This window comes from Terrihabitans soli (genome assembly GCF_014191545.1).
In the GTDB taxonomy this organism is placed as follows: Bacteria; Pseudomonadota; Alphaproteobacteria; order Rhizobiales; family Methylopilaceae; genus Flaviflagellibacter; species Flaviflagellibacter soli.
Genome location: NZ_AP023361.1, coordinates 2,933,092 through 2,947,779, shown reverse-complemented (window position 1 = coordinate 2,947,779; position 14,688 = coordinate 2,933,092). Strand labels below are relative to the sequence as shown.

Annotated in this window: 8 protein-coding genes, 1 pseudogene and 1 riboswitch; of the genes and pseudogenes, 8 read left to right on the top strand and 1 reads right to left on the bottom strand. The window is 62.3% G+C overall.

Annotated features, from left to right (window positions below):
* The first annotated feature begins 7 nt into the window (after window positions 1-7).
* From IZ6_RS15110 to IZ6_RS15080, 7 genes are read left to right on the top strand one after another with little or no spacing between them, the layout of a single operon-like run.
* Window positions 8-805 (top strand): ABC transporter ATP-binding protein, encoded by a 798-nt coding sequence (locus IZ6_RS15110; protein WP_222875860.1) that lies wholly within the window; start codon window positions 8-10, stop codon window positions 803-805.
* Window positions 805-1,239 carry a globin family protein gene (locus IZ6_RS15105; RefSeq protein WP_222875859.1) on the top strand — a complete coding sequence of 145 codons (435 nt, stop codon included), beginning with the start codon at window positions 805-807 and terminating at the stop codon, window positions 1,237-1,239. Before IZ6_RS15110 ends, IZ6_RS15105 begins: the two co-directional genes overlap by 1 nt.
* Window positions 1,236-2,447, top strand: coding sequence for an NAD(P)/FAD-dependent oxidoreductase (locus IZ6_RS15100; protein WP_222875858.1), 1,212 nt, complete (start codon window positions 1,236-1,238; stop codon window positions 2,445-2,447). The genes IZ6_RS15105 and IZ6_RS15100 overlap by 4 nt, the downstream gene beginning before the upstream one ends.
* On the top strand, window positions 2,444-4,225 hold the full coding sequence (locus IZ6_RS15095; protein ID WP_222875857.1) for a NirA family protein: 1,782 nt from the start codon (window positions 2,444-2,446) through the stop codon (window positions 4,223-4,225). Before IZ6_RS15100 ends, IZ6_RS15095 begins: the two co-directional genes overlap by 4 nt.
* Window positions 4,222-5,805 carry a sulfite reductase subunit alpha gene (locus tag IZ6_RS15090; RefSeq protein ID WP_222875856.1) on the top strand — a complete coding sequence of 528 codons (1,584 nt, stop codon included), beginning with the start codon at window positions 4,222-4,224 and terminating at the stop codon, window positions 5,803-5,805. The genes IZ6_RS15095 and IZ6_RS15090 overlap by 4 nt, the downstream gene beginning before the upstream one ends.
* A gap of 4 nt (window positions 5,806-5,809) precedes the next feature.
* Window positions 5,810-8,494: a nitrate reductase gene (locus tag IZ6_RS15085; protein ID WP_222875855.1), complete on the top strand. Its 2,685-nt coding sequence runs from the start codon at window positions 5,810-5,812 to the stop codon at window positions 8,492-8,494.
* Window positions 8,495-8,497: 3 nt separating this feature from the next.
* On the top strand, window positions 8,498-8,755 hold the full coding sequence (locus tag IZ6_RS15080) for a hypothetical protein (protein ID WP_222875854.1): 258 nt from the start codon (window positions 8,498-8,500) through the stop codon (window positions 8,753-8,755).
* Here the strand turns inward: IZ6_RS15080 and metH are convergent.
* Window positions 8,752-12,482: pseudogene (gene metH / locus IZ6_RS15075) on the bottom strand (methionine synthase). The gene IZ6_RS15080 and the pseudogene metH overlap by 4 nt on opposite strands.
* Window positions 12,483-12,509: 27 nt before the next feature.
* Window positions 12,510-12,710: riboswitch (cobalamin riboswitch) on the top strand.
* A 117-nt stretch (window positions 12,711-12,827) separates the two neighbouring features.
* Here metH and IZ6_RS15070 point away from each other — a divergent pair.
* The gene (locus IZ6_RS15070; RefSeq protein WP_222875853.1) at window positions 12,828-14,687 is read left to right on the top strand and encodes a TonB-dependent receptor plug domain-containing protein; all 1,860 of its coding nucleotides are present in this window, start codon (window positions 12,828-12,830) and stop codon (window positions 14,685-14,687) included.
* Window position 14,688: the final 1 nt, after the last annotated feature.

The following is a 14,688-nucleotide window of genomic DNA, read 5'->3' as shown; positions in this document are numbered from 1 at the left end:
AACCGGCATGGGCAATTCCTATCTCTCCGTCGAAAAGGTCGGCAAAACCTTCAAGCGCGGCGCGGCGACGACCGAAGTGCTGAAGGATATCGATCTGAAGGTCGAGCGCGGCCAGTACGTCTCGATCATCGGTCATTCCGGCTGCGGCAAATCCACTTTGCTGAACATAATCGCCGGTCTCACCGATGCGACCTCGGGCGTCGTCCTTCTCGACAATAAGGAGGTCAACGATCCGGGTCCGGACCGCGCGGTGGTCTTCCAGAACCATTCGCTGCTGCCCTGGCTCACCGTTTACGAGAATGTGTCGCTGGCGGTCGATAAAGTGTTCCGCCGGACGAAATCGAAAGACGAGCGCCACGCCTGGGTGATGCACAATCTCGATCTCGTTCAGATGGCGCATGCCAAGGACAAGCGCCCATCTGAAATCTCAGGCGGCATGAAGCAGCGCGTCGGCATTGCCCGTGCTTTGGCTATGGAGCCGAAAGTCCTGCTGCTCGATGAGCCCTTCGGTGCACTCGATGCTCTGACGCGCGCCCATCTGCAGGACTCCGTCATGCAGATCCACACGACGCTCGGCAATACGGTGATGATGATCACCCACGATGTCGACGAGGCGGTTCTGTTGTCCGACAAGATTGTGATGATGACGAACGGTCCGTCGGCCAAGATCGGCGAGATTCTCGACGTGCCGCTGGCGCGGCCGAGAAAGCGCCTCGAACTCGTAACCGATCCGACCTATCTGCGCTGCCGCTCGGCGGTGCTGAAATTCCTCTACGAGCGTCACCGCTTCGTCGAGGCCGCGTGATGGACGACAGCACCGTCGCGCTCGTTCAGACCAGCTTTGCGAAAGTGAAGCCGATCGCGCCGGTCGCGGCCGACCTGTTTTATGCGCGCCTGTTCGAAACGGCGCCGGAACTGCGTCCGCTGTTCCCCGAAGATCTCGCGGAACAGAAGAGGAAACTGATGGCGATGCTGGCGGCGGCCGTCTCGGGTCTGTCGAACATTGGTGAGATCGCGCCGGCGGTCTCGGCGCTCGCGGTACGTCACGCCGGCTATGGCGTCGAGCCCGAGCATTATGTGCCCGTCGGCGCATCGCTCTTGTGGACGCTGGAGCAGGGGCTCGGCGAAGACTTCACCCCCGAAGTCCGCGAAGCCTGGACCGAAACATACACATTTCTCGCAAGCTTTATGATCCGGGCTGCGGAAGACGCTGCGCCGGCCGGAAAGGCGCGGGCATGAAACGCGAGCGGCTTCTTGTCGTCGGAAACGGAATGGCCGGCATCCGCGCCGTCGAGGAAATTCTCGCACGCGCAAAGGATCGCTACGACATCACCGTGTTCGGGGCAGAGCCGCGCCCGTCCTATAGCCGTCTGATGCTCTCGCCGGTTCTGGCGGGCGAGAAGAGTTTCGAAGACATCGTTACGCATGACCGTGCCTGGTATGCGGAAAACGGCGTCGAGCTCTATAGCGGCACGGCTGTCTCCGGTATTCACGCGGATGCGCGCATTCTCGTGACGGATGACGGCCGCAGTTTCGCCTATGACAAACTCGTTCTCGCGACGGGCTCCAATCCTGTCATGCTCCCGGTAGCGGGGACCGATCTTGCTGGCGTCGCGACGTTCCGCGATGCGGGCGATGTCGAGAAAATGCTGAAAGCCGCAAAGAACGGAAAGCGCGCTGTCGTCATCGGCGGCGGGCTGCTCGGGCTTGAGGCGGCTTGCGGGCTGAAGCAGCGCGGCATGCAGGTGAGCGTCGTCCATCTGATGGCCGATCTGATGGAGCGCCAGCTCGACCGCGAAGCCTCGCGGCTGTTGCGCCGCGAAATCGAAAGCCGCCACATCGATGTGCTGTGCGGCGCGGAGACCGAGGCTCTTCTTGGCGAACGCCGCGTGCACGCCGTGAAGCTCAAGGATGGACGCGAGCTTGCCGCCGATCTTGTGGTGATGGCGGTCGGCATCCGGCCGAACGCGGATCTTGCCAAAAGCGCCGGTCTTGCCGTCAATCGCGGCGTCATCGTCGACGACCAGATGAAGACGAGCGATCCGAACATTTTCGCGGTCGGCGAATGCGTCGAGCACAATGGCATGTGCCATGGGCTTGTTGCCCCGCTTTACGACATGGCGGCGGTGCTCGGTCAGGTTCTGGCCGGCGACAAGAGCGCGTATCGCGCTGTTGCGACGGCGACCCGCCTGAAAGTGTCCGGCATCGATCTCTTCTCGGCGGGCAATTTTTCGGGCGGCGCTGATTGCGAGGACATCGTGCTGCGCGATCCCGGCCGCTCGACCTATCGCCGCTTGATCCTGCGCGATGACAGGCTCGCCGGCGCGGTGCTTTACGGCGATGCGTCGGATGGCGGCTTCTTCTTCGATCTCATCCAGAGCGGTGCGGACATCTCCGCGCTGCGCGACATTCTGATCTTCGGTCGAGCTTTGTGCGAGGCGGCATGACGGGCGATTTCTCCCCCGAACAGAAGCGCTATCTCGAAGGCTTCGTCTCCGGCCTTGGCGCGGTGCGCGCCTCGCGCGGCCTGCCGGGTTTCGGCGGCGGTGCGGCGGCTTCGGTTGTCGCAGAGCCCACAGGGCCCGATGCGGCGAGCCTCAAGGCCATGGCGCGGACGGAAGCCGCGGGCAAAAAGCTTGAAGCCGCGGAGATCGCCAAGCGGGAGGAGCTCGGCCTCGATTCCTATGCGCGGATGAAACAGGCGGCGAAGGACGGCGTCTATCCGAAAGGACCGGACGTCCTGCGCTGGCGCTATCACGGCCTCTTCTTCGTCGGTCCGACGCAGGACAGCTATATGGTGCGCCTGCGCATTCCGAACGGCGTCATGACGCATTGGCAGTTCGCAGGCGTTGCCGATATCGCCGAGGCGCATGGCGGTCCTTATGCGCATGTGACGACGCGCGCCAATCTGCAGATTCGCGAAGTTCCGGCGACGGACGGGATAAAGGTTCTCGAAAAGCTGGTCGCGCTCGGCCTCACCTGCAAAGGCTCCGGCGCCGACAATATCCGCAATGTCACCGGCACGCCGACGGCCGGCATCGATCCGCAGGAACTGATCGATACGCGTGTCTATGCCAGCGAATGGCACAATCACATCCTCAACACGCGTGAAATGTACGGCCTGCCGCGCAAGTTCAACGTCGCCTATGACGGCGCGGGCCTGATCGCGGCGCTGGAAGATACGAACGATATCGGCTTTCAGGCGGTCGAGGTGAAGGACGGGTTCGGCGCGGAGCCGGGCGTCTGGTTCCGCCTCGCGCTCGGCGGCATCACCGGCCACAAAGATCTGGCGCGCGATACCGGTGTTGTCGTCAAGCCGGAAGACGCAACGCGTGTGTCGGATGCCATCGTCCGCGTCTTCATCGATCACGGCGACCGTACCGACCGCAAGAAAGCACGGCTGAAATATGTGCTCGATGCTTTCGGCTTCGAGAAATTCCTCGCCGAAGTCGAGATCAAGCTCGGCGAGAAGCTGACGCGCGTGCCCACGGAGGCCGTCGCGGTGCGTCCGGTGTCGGACCGGCAGGCGCATATCGGCGTCCACAAGCAGAAGCAGGACGGCCTCAACTGGATCGGCGTCGTTCTGCCGGTCGGCAAGATGACGGTCGAGCAGATGCGCGGCATCGCGAAAATTTCCCGCGATCTCGGCGATGGCGATATCCGTCTGACCGTCTGGCAGAATTTTCTGATCTCCGGCGTCAAGGATGAGAATGTCGAGCTGGTGAAGCTCGCGCTGGAAGCGCTGGGCCTCGGCATTTCGGCGACGGCTGTGCGCGCGGGCCTTGTCGCCTGCACGGGAAGCGAAGGCTGCAAATTCGCGGCGTCTCCGACCAAGAGAAACGCCGAGGAGATCGCGGCCCATTGCGACGGGCGTATCGCCGTCGATCAGCCGGTCAATATCCATCTGACCGGATGCCACCATAGCTGCGCCCAGCATTATATCGGCGATATCGGTCTCATCGGTCAGCGTGTCCCCGTCTCCGACGAGGGCGATACGGTCGACGGCTACAATGTCTGCGTCGGTGGCGGCTTCGGCGCGGACGGCGCCATCGGCCGCGAGATCTTCCAGAACATAAAGGCCGAAGATGCGCCGTTTCTTGTCGAGCGCATGCTGAAGGGATGGATGGATAACCGTTCAGCGCCCGATGAGAGCTTTGCCGCCTTCACGCGCCGTTTCGAAACTCCCCAGCTTGTTTCGCTCTTTTCCGCCGAGGCCGCCGAATGAGCATTCAGCCCGCATCTTTCGTCACGCCGCTGCTTCCTGAAAACGCGCCGTTTTCTCCCGAGCAGCGCGCCTGGCTCAACGGCTTCTTCGCCGCGCTTTTATCGCCGGAGGGCGCACCGGTCTCATTGTCCAGCGAGCAGTCGGCGGCTTTCATGCCTGCGGGCGATGGCGATGACGGCGCCTCGCCCTGGCACGATCCGACGATCCCGCTCACCGAGCGCATGGATATGGCGGCGGGACGACCGCTGCGCCGCCGCATGATGGCGGCGATGGCGCAGCAGGATTGCGGCCAGTGCGGCTATAATTGCGAAGACTATTCGGCGGCGATTTTTGCGAAGAAGGAAGAGCGCCTCAATCTCTGCCAGCCGGGCGGCAAGGATACGCTGCGCATGCTGAAAAAGCTCGCGGCGGAGATGGACGGCGAGGCTGCGGCTCCCGTCGCAGCCGCCGCTCCTGCAGCCTCGGCCCCTGGCCGCTCGCGCGAGCATCCGGTCGATGCGGTGTTCCTGTCGCGCCGTCGCCTCAACAAGGGCGCCTCCGCCAAAGAGACCTGGCATGTCGAGTTCCAGCTTCCCGAGGGTCTCGACTATGCCGCCGGCGACAGTTTCGGTCTCATGCCGATCAATCACGGCGCGCTCGTCGATGCGGTGATGGCGCGCCTCGGCCTTGCCGCCGATGCGATGGCGGACGGAAAATCCGTTCGCGAAACGCTGCTGAAGGAGAAGGCGCTCGGCGCGGCGCCCGATGCCCTGTTCGCGCTGATCGGCGAAATGGCCAGCGATCCCGATGAGAAGGTGAAGTTCGCGCGCCTTGCGGAAGGTGAAGATCCGGACGGCGATCTTGACGTCACGGATGTTCTCGCCGCGCTCGACAAATCCCCCGGCACCATGCTCGAAGCCGGCGCGTTTCTCTCGGCGCTCGATCCGCTGCAGCCGCGCCTTTACTCGATCTCCTCGAGCCCCAAAGCACAGGCCGGCCGCCTGACACTCACCGTCGATGCGGTGCGCTACGATATCGGCAGCCGCCAGCGTTATGGCGTTGCTTCGACCTTTCTCGCCGAGCGTATCGGCGAGAGCGCGACACTTCCGGTCTATGTGCAGAAGGCGCACGGCTTTGCGCTTCCGGCCTCGGGCGATGTGCCGATCATCATGGTCGGTCCCGGAACGGGCATTGCGCCGTTCCGCGCCTTTCTGCAGGAGCGCCTTGCGACCGAAGCCAAAGGGGGAGGTTGGCTCTTCTTCGGCCATCAGAAGAAGGACAACGACTTCTTCTACGAAGACGAACTCGCCGCCATGCAGAGCGCCGGTGCGCTCAGCCGCCTTTCGCTGGCCTGGTCGCGTGATGGCGACAAGAAGGTCTATGTGCAGGACAGGATGCGCGAAGAGGGCGCCGAGCTTTATCAATGGCTCGAGCGCGGCGCTCATTTCTACATTTGCGGCGACGCAAAGCGCATGGCGGCCGATGTCGACAAAGCGCTGCACGCGATTGTCGAGCAACATCGCGGCTGCGATGCGCCCGCTGCCAAAGCCTATATCGCCGCACTGAAGGCCGCCAGCCGCTATCAGGCCGACGTTTATTGATGTCATGACAGCGCTGCCCGCCACAGAGCCGGTCCGCACCACCTGTCCCTATTGCGGCACCGGCTGCGGCGTGCTCGGCGGGCCGTCGCCCGCGACGAAGGGCGATAGCGCGCACCCGACGAATTTCGGCCGCGTCTGCGCCAAGGGATCGGCGCTCGGCGAAACGCTCGGGCTCGAAAACCGGCTGCTGCATCCCATCGTCAATGGCGAGCGCGCGTCCATGTCCGATGCGCTCGATCTCGTGGCGCGGCGGTTCTACGAGACCATCGAGACGCACGGGCCCGACTCGGTCGCCTTCTACGTCTCCGGCCAATTGCTGACCGAGGATTATTACGTCGCCAACAAGCTGATGAAGGGTTTTATCGGCTCGGGGAATATCGACACCAATTCGCGCCTCTGTATGGCCTCCTCCGTCGCCGGGCATAAACGCGCCTTCGGCGAGGATGTCGTGCCGTGCTGTTATGAGGATCTCGACGAGGCAGATCTTGTCGTTCTCACAGGCTCGAACGCGGCCTGGTGTCACCCGATCCTCTTTCGCCGCATCACCGATGCGCGGCAGAGCCGCGGCACGAAAATCGTCACAATAGATCCGCGCCGCACGGCGACCGCCGCCGACGCCGATCTCTTTCTGCCGGTAAATCCCGGCACGGATGTGCTGCTGTTCAACGGCCTTTTCTCGTATCTCGCCCGCACCGGTGCGGTCGATCTCGACTATATCGGCCGCTCCACATCGGGCTTTGCTCAGGCGCTGGAGCGCGCCGGTCTCGATGCGCCGGATATCGACGCGGTCGCCGAAATCTGCGGCGTGCCGCGCGATGATATCGAGGCGTTCTACACGCTCTTTGCGAAGACCCAGCGCGTCGTCACCGTCTATTCGCAGGGCGTCAATCAATCCTCGCGCGGCACCGACAAGGTCAACGCCATTATCAATTGCCATCTTGCGACCGGCCGCATCGGCCGTCCCGGCATGGGCCCGTTCTCCTTTACCGGCCAGCCCAATGCTATGGGCGGGCGCGAAGTCGGCGGTCTCGCCAATCAGCTCGCCGCGCATATGAATTTTGAAGAGGCGGATCTCGATCGTGTCCGCCGCTTCTGGAACGCGCCGCGGCTTGCAGCGAAAGCGGGCCTTAAAGCCGTCGATATGTTCGACGCGCTGCTCGAAGGCCGCATCAAGGCCATGTGGGTGATGGGCACAAACCCCGCCGCCAGCCTGCCGGACGGCAATCGCGTCCGCGAGGCCTTGAAAAAATGCGAATTCCTTGTCGTCTCCGATTGCGTTGCCGATACCGACACGGCGAAGCATGCCGATGTTCTTCTCCCCGCAGCCGGTTGGGGCGAGAAGGACGGGACGGTGACGAATTCCGAACGCCGCATTTCGCGGCAGCGGGCCTTCATGCCCTTGCCCGGCGAAACCCTGCCCGATTGGAAATTCGTGGCGGAAATCGCCCAGCGCATGGGATTTGCGGATGCTTTCGACTATCGGCGTCCGGCCGATATCTTCCGCGAGCATGCGGCGCTGTCGGGATTTGAAAACCGCGGGGCGCGCGTCTTCGACATAAGCGGCCTTGCGGAAATTTCCGACGCGGAGTTCGAGAGCCTGCACCCCGTGCAATGGCCGGTGACCGGCGAACGCCGCCATGGAAAGCAGCGCCTCTTCGGCGACGGAAAATATCCGGCGCCGGACGGCCGCGCGTGTTTCATCGCCGTCGCGCATCACGGCCCAGTGAATGCGGCAGACCCCGATTTCCCGCTGGTGCTGAACACCGGCCGCCTGCGCGATCAGTGGCACACGATGACGCGCACCGGCGAAGTCGCAAAATTGATGATGCAGGCGCCGGAGCCGGTGCTGGAAATTTCGGCTGCAGATGCCGCGGCATTTGCGATTGCCGATGCGGGGCTCGCGGAAGTGACGAGCAGCTGGGGCCGGGCGATTGCGCGCGTGCGTATCTCTTCGGCCCAGCGTCCCGGCCAGATCTTCCTGCCGATGCATTGGACGGATGCGATGTCGGCGTTCGGCTCGCCGGGCCGCGCCGTCAATCCGGCCTGCGATGCTGTCTCCGGTCAGCCGGAGCTGAAGCATACGCCGGCGCGCGTCAGGCCCTTCGCCGTGCGCTGGGAAGGATTGCTGCTGTCGCAGCATCGCTTCCGCCCGCAGGGCTTCTTGCACTGGACGCGCAGCAAAGTCGAAGGCGGCTATCTCTACCGTATCGCCGGCGATGAGCCTCTGGGCGAAGGCAATTTGCTCGGCCTGTCTTTGCTGAGGGAGCGGGAACGACCGCTCGATTATCACGACAAAAAGCGCGGTCTTTTCCGCGCTGCCGAACTCGACGCCAAGGGCGCGATGGCCGAGTGCCTTCTTGTCGGCGCCCCGGGCTCGCTGCCCGATCCGGCCTGGCTGCTCGATCTCTTCGCGCGCGGCGAACCGGTTTCGGAGAACGATCGCCGCATTCTTCTCGGCGCCCGCGCTGCCGAACCGAAAGCCGATGAAGGCCGCGTCGTCTGCTCCTGCTTTGCTGTCGGCGAAACGCGCATCCGCACGGCGATCGCAGATGGCGCGCGCGATACGGCGGCGCTCGGCCGCGCGCTCAAATGCGGCACCAATTGCGGCTCGTGCCTTCCGGAACTGCGCGACCTTATCTCTTCGGCCGCGTCCATCGTGCCCGCCGAGCCCGATCTCACAGGAGCCTAAGACATGGAACTTACTTTGCTGGCTGTGATGCTTGCTGTTTCAACAGCGCTGGGCTTTCGCATTTTTCGCGCTCTGGCGGCCGGTGAGGCGGGCATTGCCAGCCGGCCGGTGATGGCGACGCTCGGCACGACGGCGCTGTTTGCGCCGGCCGTCGCCTTTCTGATGCACAGCGCGCTTTTTGCGCTGGCCATAATCGCGCTCGCCGCGCTGATTTACTTTGCGGGATATTTTCTGCGCATCGGCGCGGATGCCGCGGCTTAAGCCGTCTGCAGCGCGTCGGACGGATCGTAATTGAGATTGGGCGAAAGCCAGCGTTCGGCCTCGCTGAGGCTCATGCCCTTGCGCTTGGCATAATCTTCGACCTGGTCGCGCTCGATGCGGCCAACGCCGAAATAGGCCGCGTCCGGATGGCTGAAATAAAAGCCTGAGACCGCCGCTCCCGGATACATCGCCATGCTCTCGGTCAGTTCGAGCCCGGCATTCTTCGTGGCATCGAGCAGCTTGAACAAAGTCGTCTTCTCGGTGTGGTCGGGGCAGGCGGGATAGCCGGGCGCCGGACGGATGCCGCGATACTTCTCCTCGATCAGATCTTCGTTCGAGAGAGCTTCATCTGCCGCGTAACCCCAGAACTCCTTGCGCACGCGCTCATGCAGGCGTTCGGCAAAAGCCTCCGCAAAGCGGTCGGCGAGCGCGGAGACCAGAATGGCGTTGTAGTCGTCGCGGTCGGCCTTGAACTTCGCCACGACATCGTCGAGGCCTTCGCCGGCATTCACGGCAAAGCCGCCGATATAATCGGGAACGGCGGATTTCTTCGGCGCGATAAAATCGGCAAGCGCGAAATTGGGGCGATCGTTGTCGCGCAGCATCTGCTGGCGCAGCGAATGATTGACGGCGATGACCTTCGAGCGGCTGTCGTCGGCATAAATCTCGATGTCGTCGTCATTGATGCTGTTGGCCGGCCAGAAGCCGATGACGCCGCGCGCCGTGATCAGCTTGCCGTCGATCAGCTTTTTCAGCATGGCCTGGGCATCGGCATAGAGCGGCTTTGCCGCTTCTCCGACGATCTTGTCGTCGAGAATGGCCGGGAATTTCCCGGCAAGCTCCCAAGTCTGGAAGAAAGGCGTCCAGTCGATGCGCTTGGCAAGTTCCGCAAGATCGTAATTGTCGAACGCGCGGACGCCGAGGAAGGAAGGCTTGGGCGGCGTATACTGCGCCCAATTGAACTTTGCTCTGTTGGCGCGGGCGCCGGCCAGCGTCTGGCGCGGGCCGGTGCGTTTCGAGCGGCCATGCTTTTCACGCATGGTTTTGTATTCGGATTTTACCTCGGTGATATAGGGCTCGCGCGAGGTCTCGCCGAGCAGGGCGCCGACAACGCCCACCGCGCGGCTCGCATCGGGCACGTAGACAACCGAGCCGTCATAGGCGGGATCGATCTTGACGGCGGTATGGACGCGGCTTGTCGTAGCACCGCCGATGAGAAGCGGCTGCTTCATGCCGAGCCGCTTCATCTCGGATGCGACATAGACCATTTCATCGAGGCTCGGGGTGATCAGGCCGGAAAGCCCGATGATGTCGCATTTCTCGGCCTTGGCGGTTTCCAGGATCTTTGCTGCCGGCACCATGACGCCGAGATCGACGACATCGTAATTGTTGCATTGCAGCACGACGCCGACGATGTTCTTGCCGATATCGTGGACATCGCCCTTCACGGTCGCCATCAGGATCTTGCCCTTGGCCTCCGCGGCGGTTCCGGATGCAAGCTTTTCCGCTTCGATGAAAGGCAGGAGATAGCCGACGGCCTTTTTCATGACGCGTGCCGATTTGACGACCTGCGGCAGAAACATCTTTCCCGCGCCGAAAAGATCGCCCACGACATTCATGCCGGCCATCAGCGGGCCCTCGATGACATCGAGCGGGCGTGTCGATTTCTGCCGCGCTTCTTCGGTGTCGCCGTCGATGAAGTCGGTGATGCCGTTGACGAGCGCGTGGCTGAGCCGCTCTTCGACCGGCTTTTCGCGCCAGGACATATCTGCCGCTTCTTTGGCAGCGCCTGCCTTGAAGCGGTCGGCGGCCTCGAGCAGACGGTCCGTTGAATCAGGACGGCGATTCAGCAGTACGTCTTCGACGAGTTCACGCAGATCCGGCGGAATGTCTTCGTAAGGCGTCAGCGCACCGGCATTGACGATGCCCATATCCATGCCGGCGCGGATCGCATGATAGAGGAAACAGGAATGGATCGCGGCGCGAAGCGGTTCGTTGCCGCGGAACGAGAACGACACGTTCGAAACGCCGCCCGACACATGCGCATGCGGCAGCATCTGGCGGATGCGCTTCGTCGCTTCGATAAAATCGACGGCGTAATTGTTGTGCTCTTCGATGCCGGTCGCAACCGCGAAAATGTTCGGGTCGAAGATAATGTCTTCCGGCGGGAAGCCGATCTTCTCGGTCAGAAGCTTGTAGGAGCGCTCGCAGATCTCGACCTTGCGGTTGGCGGTGTCGGCCTGTCCCTTTTCGTCGAAGGCCATGACGACGACGGCTGCGCCATAGCGCAGGACCTTGCGCGCATGTTCGAGGAAGGGCTCTTCGCCCTCCTTCAGGCTGATCGAATTGACGATCGATTTGCCCTGCACGCATTTCAGACCGGCTTCGATGACCGACCATTTGGATGAGTCGATCATCAGCGGCACGCGGCTGATATCGGGCTCGGCGGCGAGGAGATTGAGGAAGCGCACCATGGCCGCTTCCGAGTCGAGCATGGCCTCGTCCATATTGATGTCGAGGACCTGCGCGCCGCCTTCGACCTGCTGGCGCGCAACGGCAAGCGCCGCATCGAAATCGCCGTTTAGGATCAGCTTTTTGAATTTCGCCGAACCGGTGACGTTGGTGCGTTCGCCGATATTGATGAAACTGGCTGTGCTCTCGCTCACGCGTTAGCCTCGAACGGTTCGAGGCCCGAGAGGCGCAGTTTCTTCTCGCGCACGGGAATTTTTCGCGGCGTCTGGCCTTTGACGCCCTCGGCAATGCAGCGGATATGGCCGGGCGTCGTGCCGCAGCAGCCGCCGACAATATTCACCAGTCCGTCTTTGCCCCAATTGTGCAGATGCGTGCCGGTCTGTTCCGGCTCCTCGTCATACTGGCCGAATTCGTTGGGCAGGCCGGCATTCGGATAGGCGGAGACGAGCGTGTCGGCGACGCGCGAGAGTTCCGCCACATAAGGGCGCATCTGTTCGGCGCCGAAAGCGCAGTTGAGGCCGATGGAGAACGGCTTCACATGCTTCACCGAATTCCAGAAAGCTTCGGTCGTCTGGCCCGACAGGGTGCGGCCGGACAGATCGGTGATTGTGCCCGAGATCATGATCGGCAAAGTCTCGCCGATTTCGTCGAACAATTCCTCAATGCCGAACAGGCCCGCTTTGGCGTTCAGCGTATCGAAGATCGTCTCGACGATGAGAAGGTCCGAACCGCCGTCGACAAGGCCGCGGGCGGCTTCCTTATAGGCTTCGCGCAATTCGTCGAAGGTGACATTGCGGAAGCCGGGATTGTTGACGTCCGGCGACAGGGACGCCGTGCGGCTGGTCGGCCCGATGGCGCCGGCGACAAAACGCGGCTCACCCGTCTCCTGGGCGACTTCATCGGCGGCTTCGCGCGCCAGCTTCGCGCCTTCGAAATTCAGCTCATAGGCGAGATGTTCGAGCTTGTACTCGGCCTGCGAGATCGTCGTCGAATTGAACGTGTTCGTTTCGATGATGTCGGCGCCGGCTTCGAGATATTCGCGATGGATCGCCTTGATGACGTCCGGCCGGGTGATCGTCAGAAGGTCGTTATTGCCCTGAAGATCGATCGGATGATCCTTGAACCGTTCGGCGCGGAAATCCTTTTCCTCGAGTTTGCGGCGCTGGATCATCGTGCCCATCGCCCCGTCGAGAATGATGACGCGGCGGGCGGCGAGGGCCTCGAGCTGTTTGCGGCGATCGGTGCGGAGAGACATAAGGCTTTCTTTATATTCCGGGGGCGTGTTAAGCAAATCCCCGACGGTTCCCCTTGGGGATCAAAAGGGAACGCGGTGAAGGCTTTATATAGGAGCCCCATGCCGCGGCTGCCCCCGCAACTGTAAGCGGCGTGTCCTGCGCCATATGCCACTGGCCGAAAAGGCCGGGAAGGCGGAGCAGGACGTTAAGCCGCGAGCCAGGAGACCTGCCGTCAAGCGTAGTCATGCGCGAGAAGCGCCGGACGGGGTGTGCCGGGGTAGTTTCCGAGGCTTTGCGGTTTTCCGCAAAGAGCGGGGCTGGGGCTCGCGGGTGATGCATGTGTTGGCGTCCCGCCCGAGGTTCCCATGTTGCGTTGCGTTCTGCTCGCATCCGCTGCCGTCTTTTCTCTGCCGGCCTTTGCTCAATCCCAACTTCCGCCCGTCGAACTCGACGAAATTTCCGTTTCAGCCAATCTGACGCCGACGCCGACCAAAGAAGTCGCCAGTGCGGTGACGATCATCACCGGCGATGAGCTTCAGCAGCGCCAGATTCGTCTTGTGTCCGACGCTCTCCGCAGCGTGCCGGGTGTTGCGGTCAACCGCACCGGCGGTCCCGGTGGCCTCACCCAGGTTCGTCTGCGCGGCTCGGAAGGCAATCACACGCTGGTGACGATCGACGGCATCGAGGTCAACGATCCGGGCGGCGGCAGCGAATTCAACTTCGCCCATCTTCTCGTACAGGATATCGACCGCATTGAAGTTCTGCGCGGGCCGCAGAGCTCGCTCTACGGTTCGGATGCGATCGGCGGTGTCGTCAACATCGTCAGCAAAAGGGGCGAAGGCCCGGCGCGCCTTGCCGGCTATATCGAAGGCGGCAACCGTGGAACGGCTGCCGGCGGGGTAACGCTGTCCGGCTCGACCGATCGCGTCGACTATCTTTTCAGCGGTGCCGGGCTTCGTACGGACGGATTCTCCTCCGCTGCCGAAGCGCGCGGCTGGGACGAGAAGGATGGATACGAGAACGCATCCGGCTTTGCCAAAGTGGGCTTCCAGGCCACCGACTATCTGCGCTTTGATTTTGTCGGCCGCGGCACATCCTATTTTGCGGAGGGCGATGACGAGCCGCCGGGCGGTGCGGTTGATTTCGTCAGCGATCTCGATGGCGAAACGTTTTTCGGCCGTGCACAAGCCAAGCTCGATCTCTTCGACGGTGCCTGGCAGCAGATTTTTGGCGCGAGCACGCTCAGCCATAACCGGGAGTTCTATTACGACACCTTCCCGCCTTCGACGATCGATGGCGAGAAGACGAAGTTCGATTACCGCTCGAATTTCTTCCACACCTCCGGCGAATTCGACCATACGGTTTCTTTCCTCGCCGAGCGCGAGGATGAGCATGTCGAACAGTTCGGCACATTCGATGAGGAAGTCGGACAAACGGGTATCGCCGGCGAATACAAGCTCGGCGTCTGGGACAGCCTGTTCTTCACCGGCAGTGCGCGGCACGATTTCAACGAGGGCTTTGCAGACGCGACGACCTATAAGCTCTCAGCGGCCTATTTCTTCGAGCAAACCGGAACGAAAATCCGGACCTCCTATGGCACGGGTGTGAAGAACCCGACGCTCATCGAACTCTTCGGCACATTTCCGGGCTTTGTCCCCAATCCAAACCTTGAGCCGGAGAGCGCCGAGGGGTGGGATGTCGGCCTCGATCAGACGCTGTTCGACGGACGCATGAGCTTCGATCTCACTTATTTCGATCAGACGATTTCCGATCTCATCCAGAGCCAGGGCAATACGGTGGTGAATCTGCCGGGCGAGTCCGAAATTCACGGCGTGGAACTCGGCGTCAGCGTCCGCCCGGTCGACGATCTTACCATGCGCGCCTCCTTCACCTGGCAGGATGCGCAAGGGCCCGAGGGTGAGGAGCTGATCCGCCGTCCGGAGTTTCTCGGCAGTTTCGATCTCGATTACGTCTTCTACGATGGCCGGGCCAATGCCGGTTTCAGCGTGATCTACAACGGCGCTCAGTACGATCTGCCCTATTGGAATCCGTTGGTGGAACTTGAGGATTTCGTGCTGGTGAATATTCGCGCCGGCTACAAGATCACCGAGAATGCCGAACTCTACGGCCGGGTCGAGAACCTGCTCGATGAGGAATATGAAGAGATCTACACCTATGGCGGAGCAGGCCGTCTCGCGATTGTCGGTATGAGGGCCAGTTTCTGAA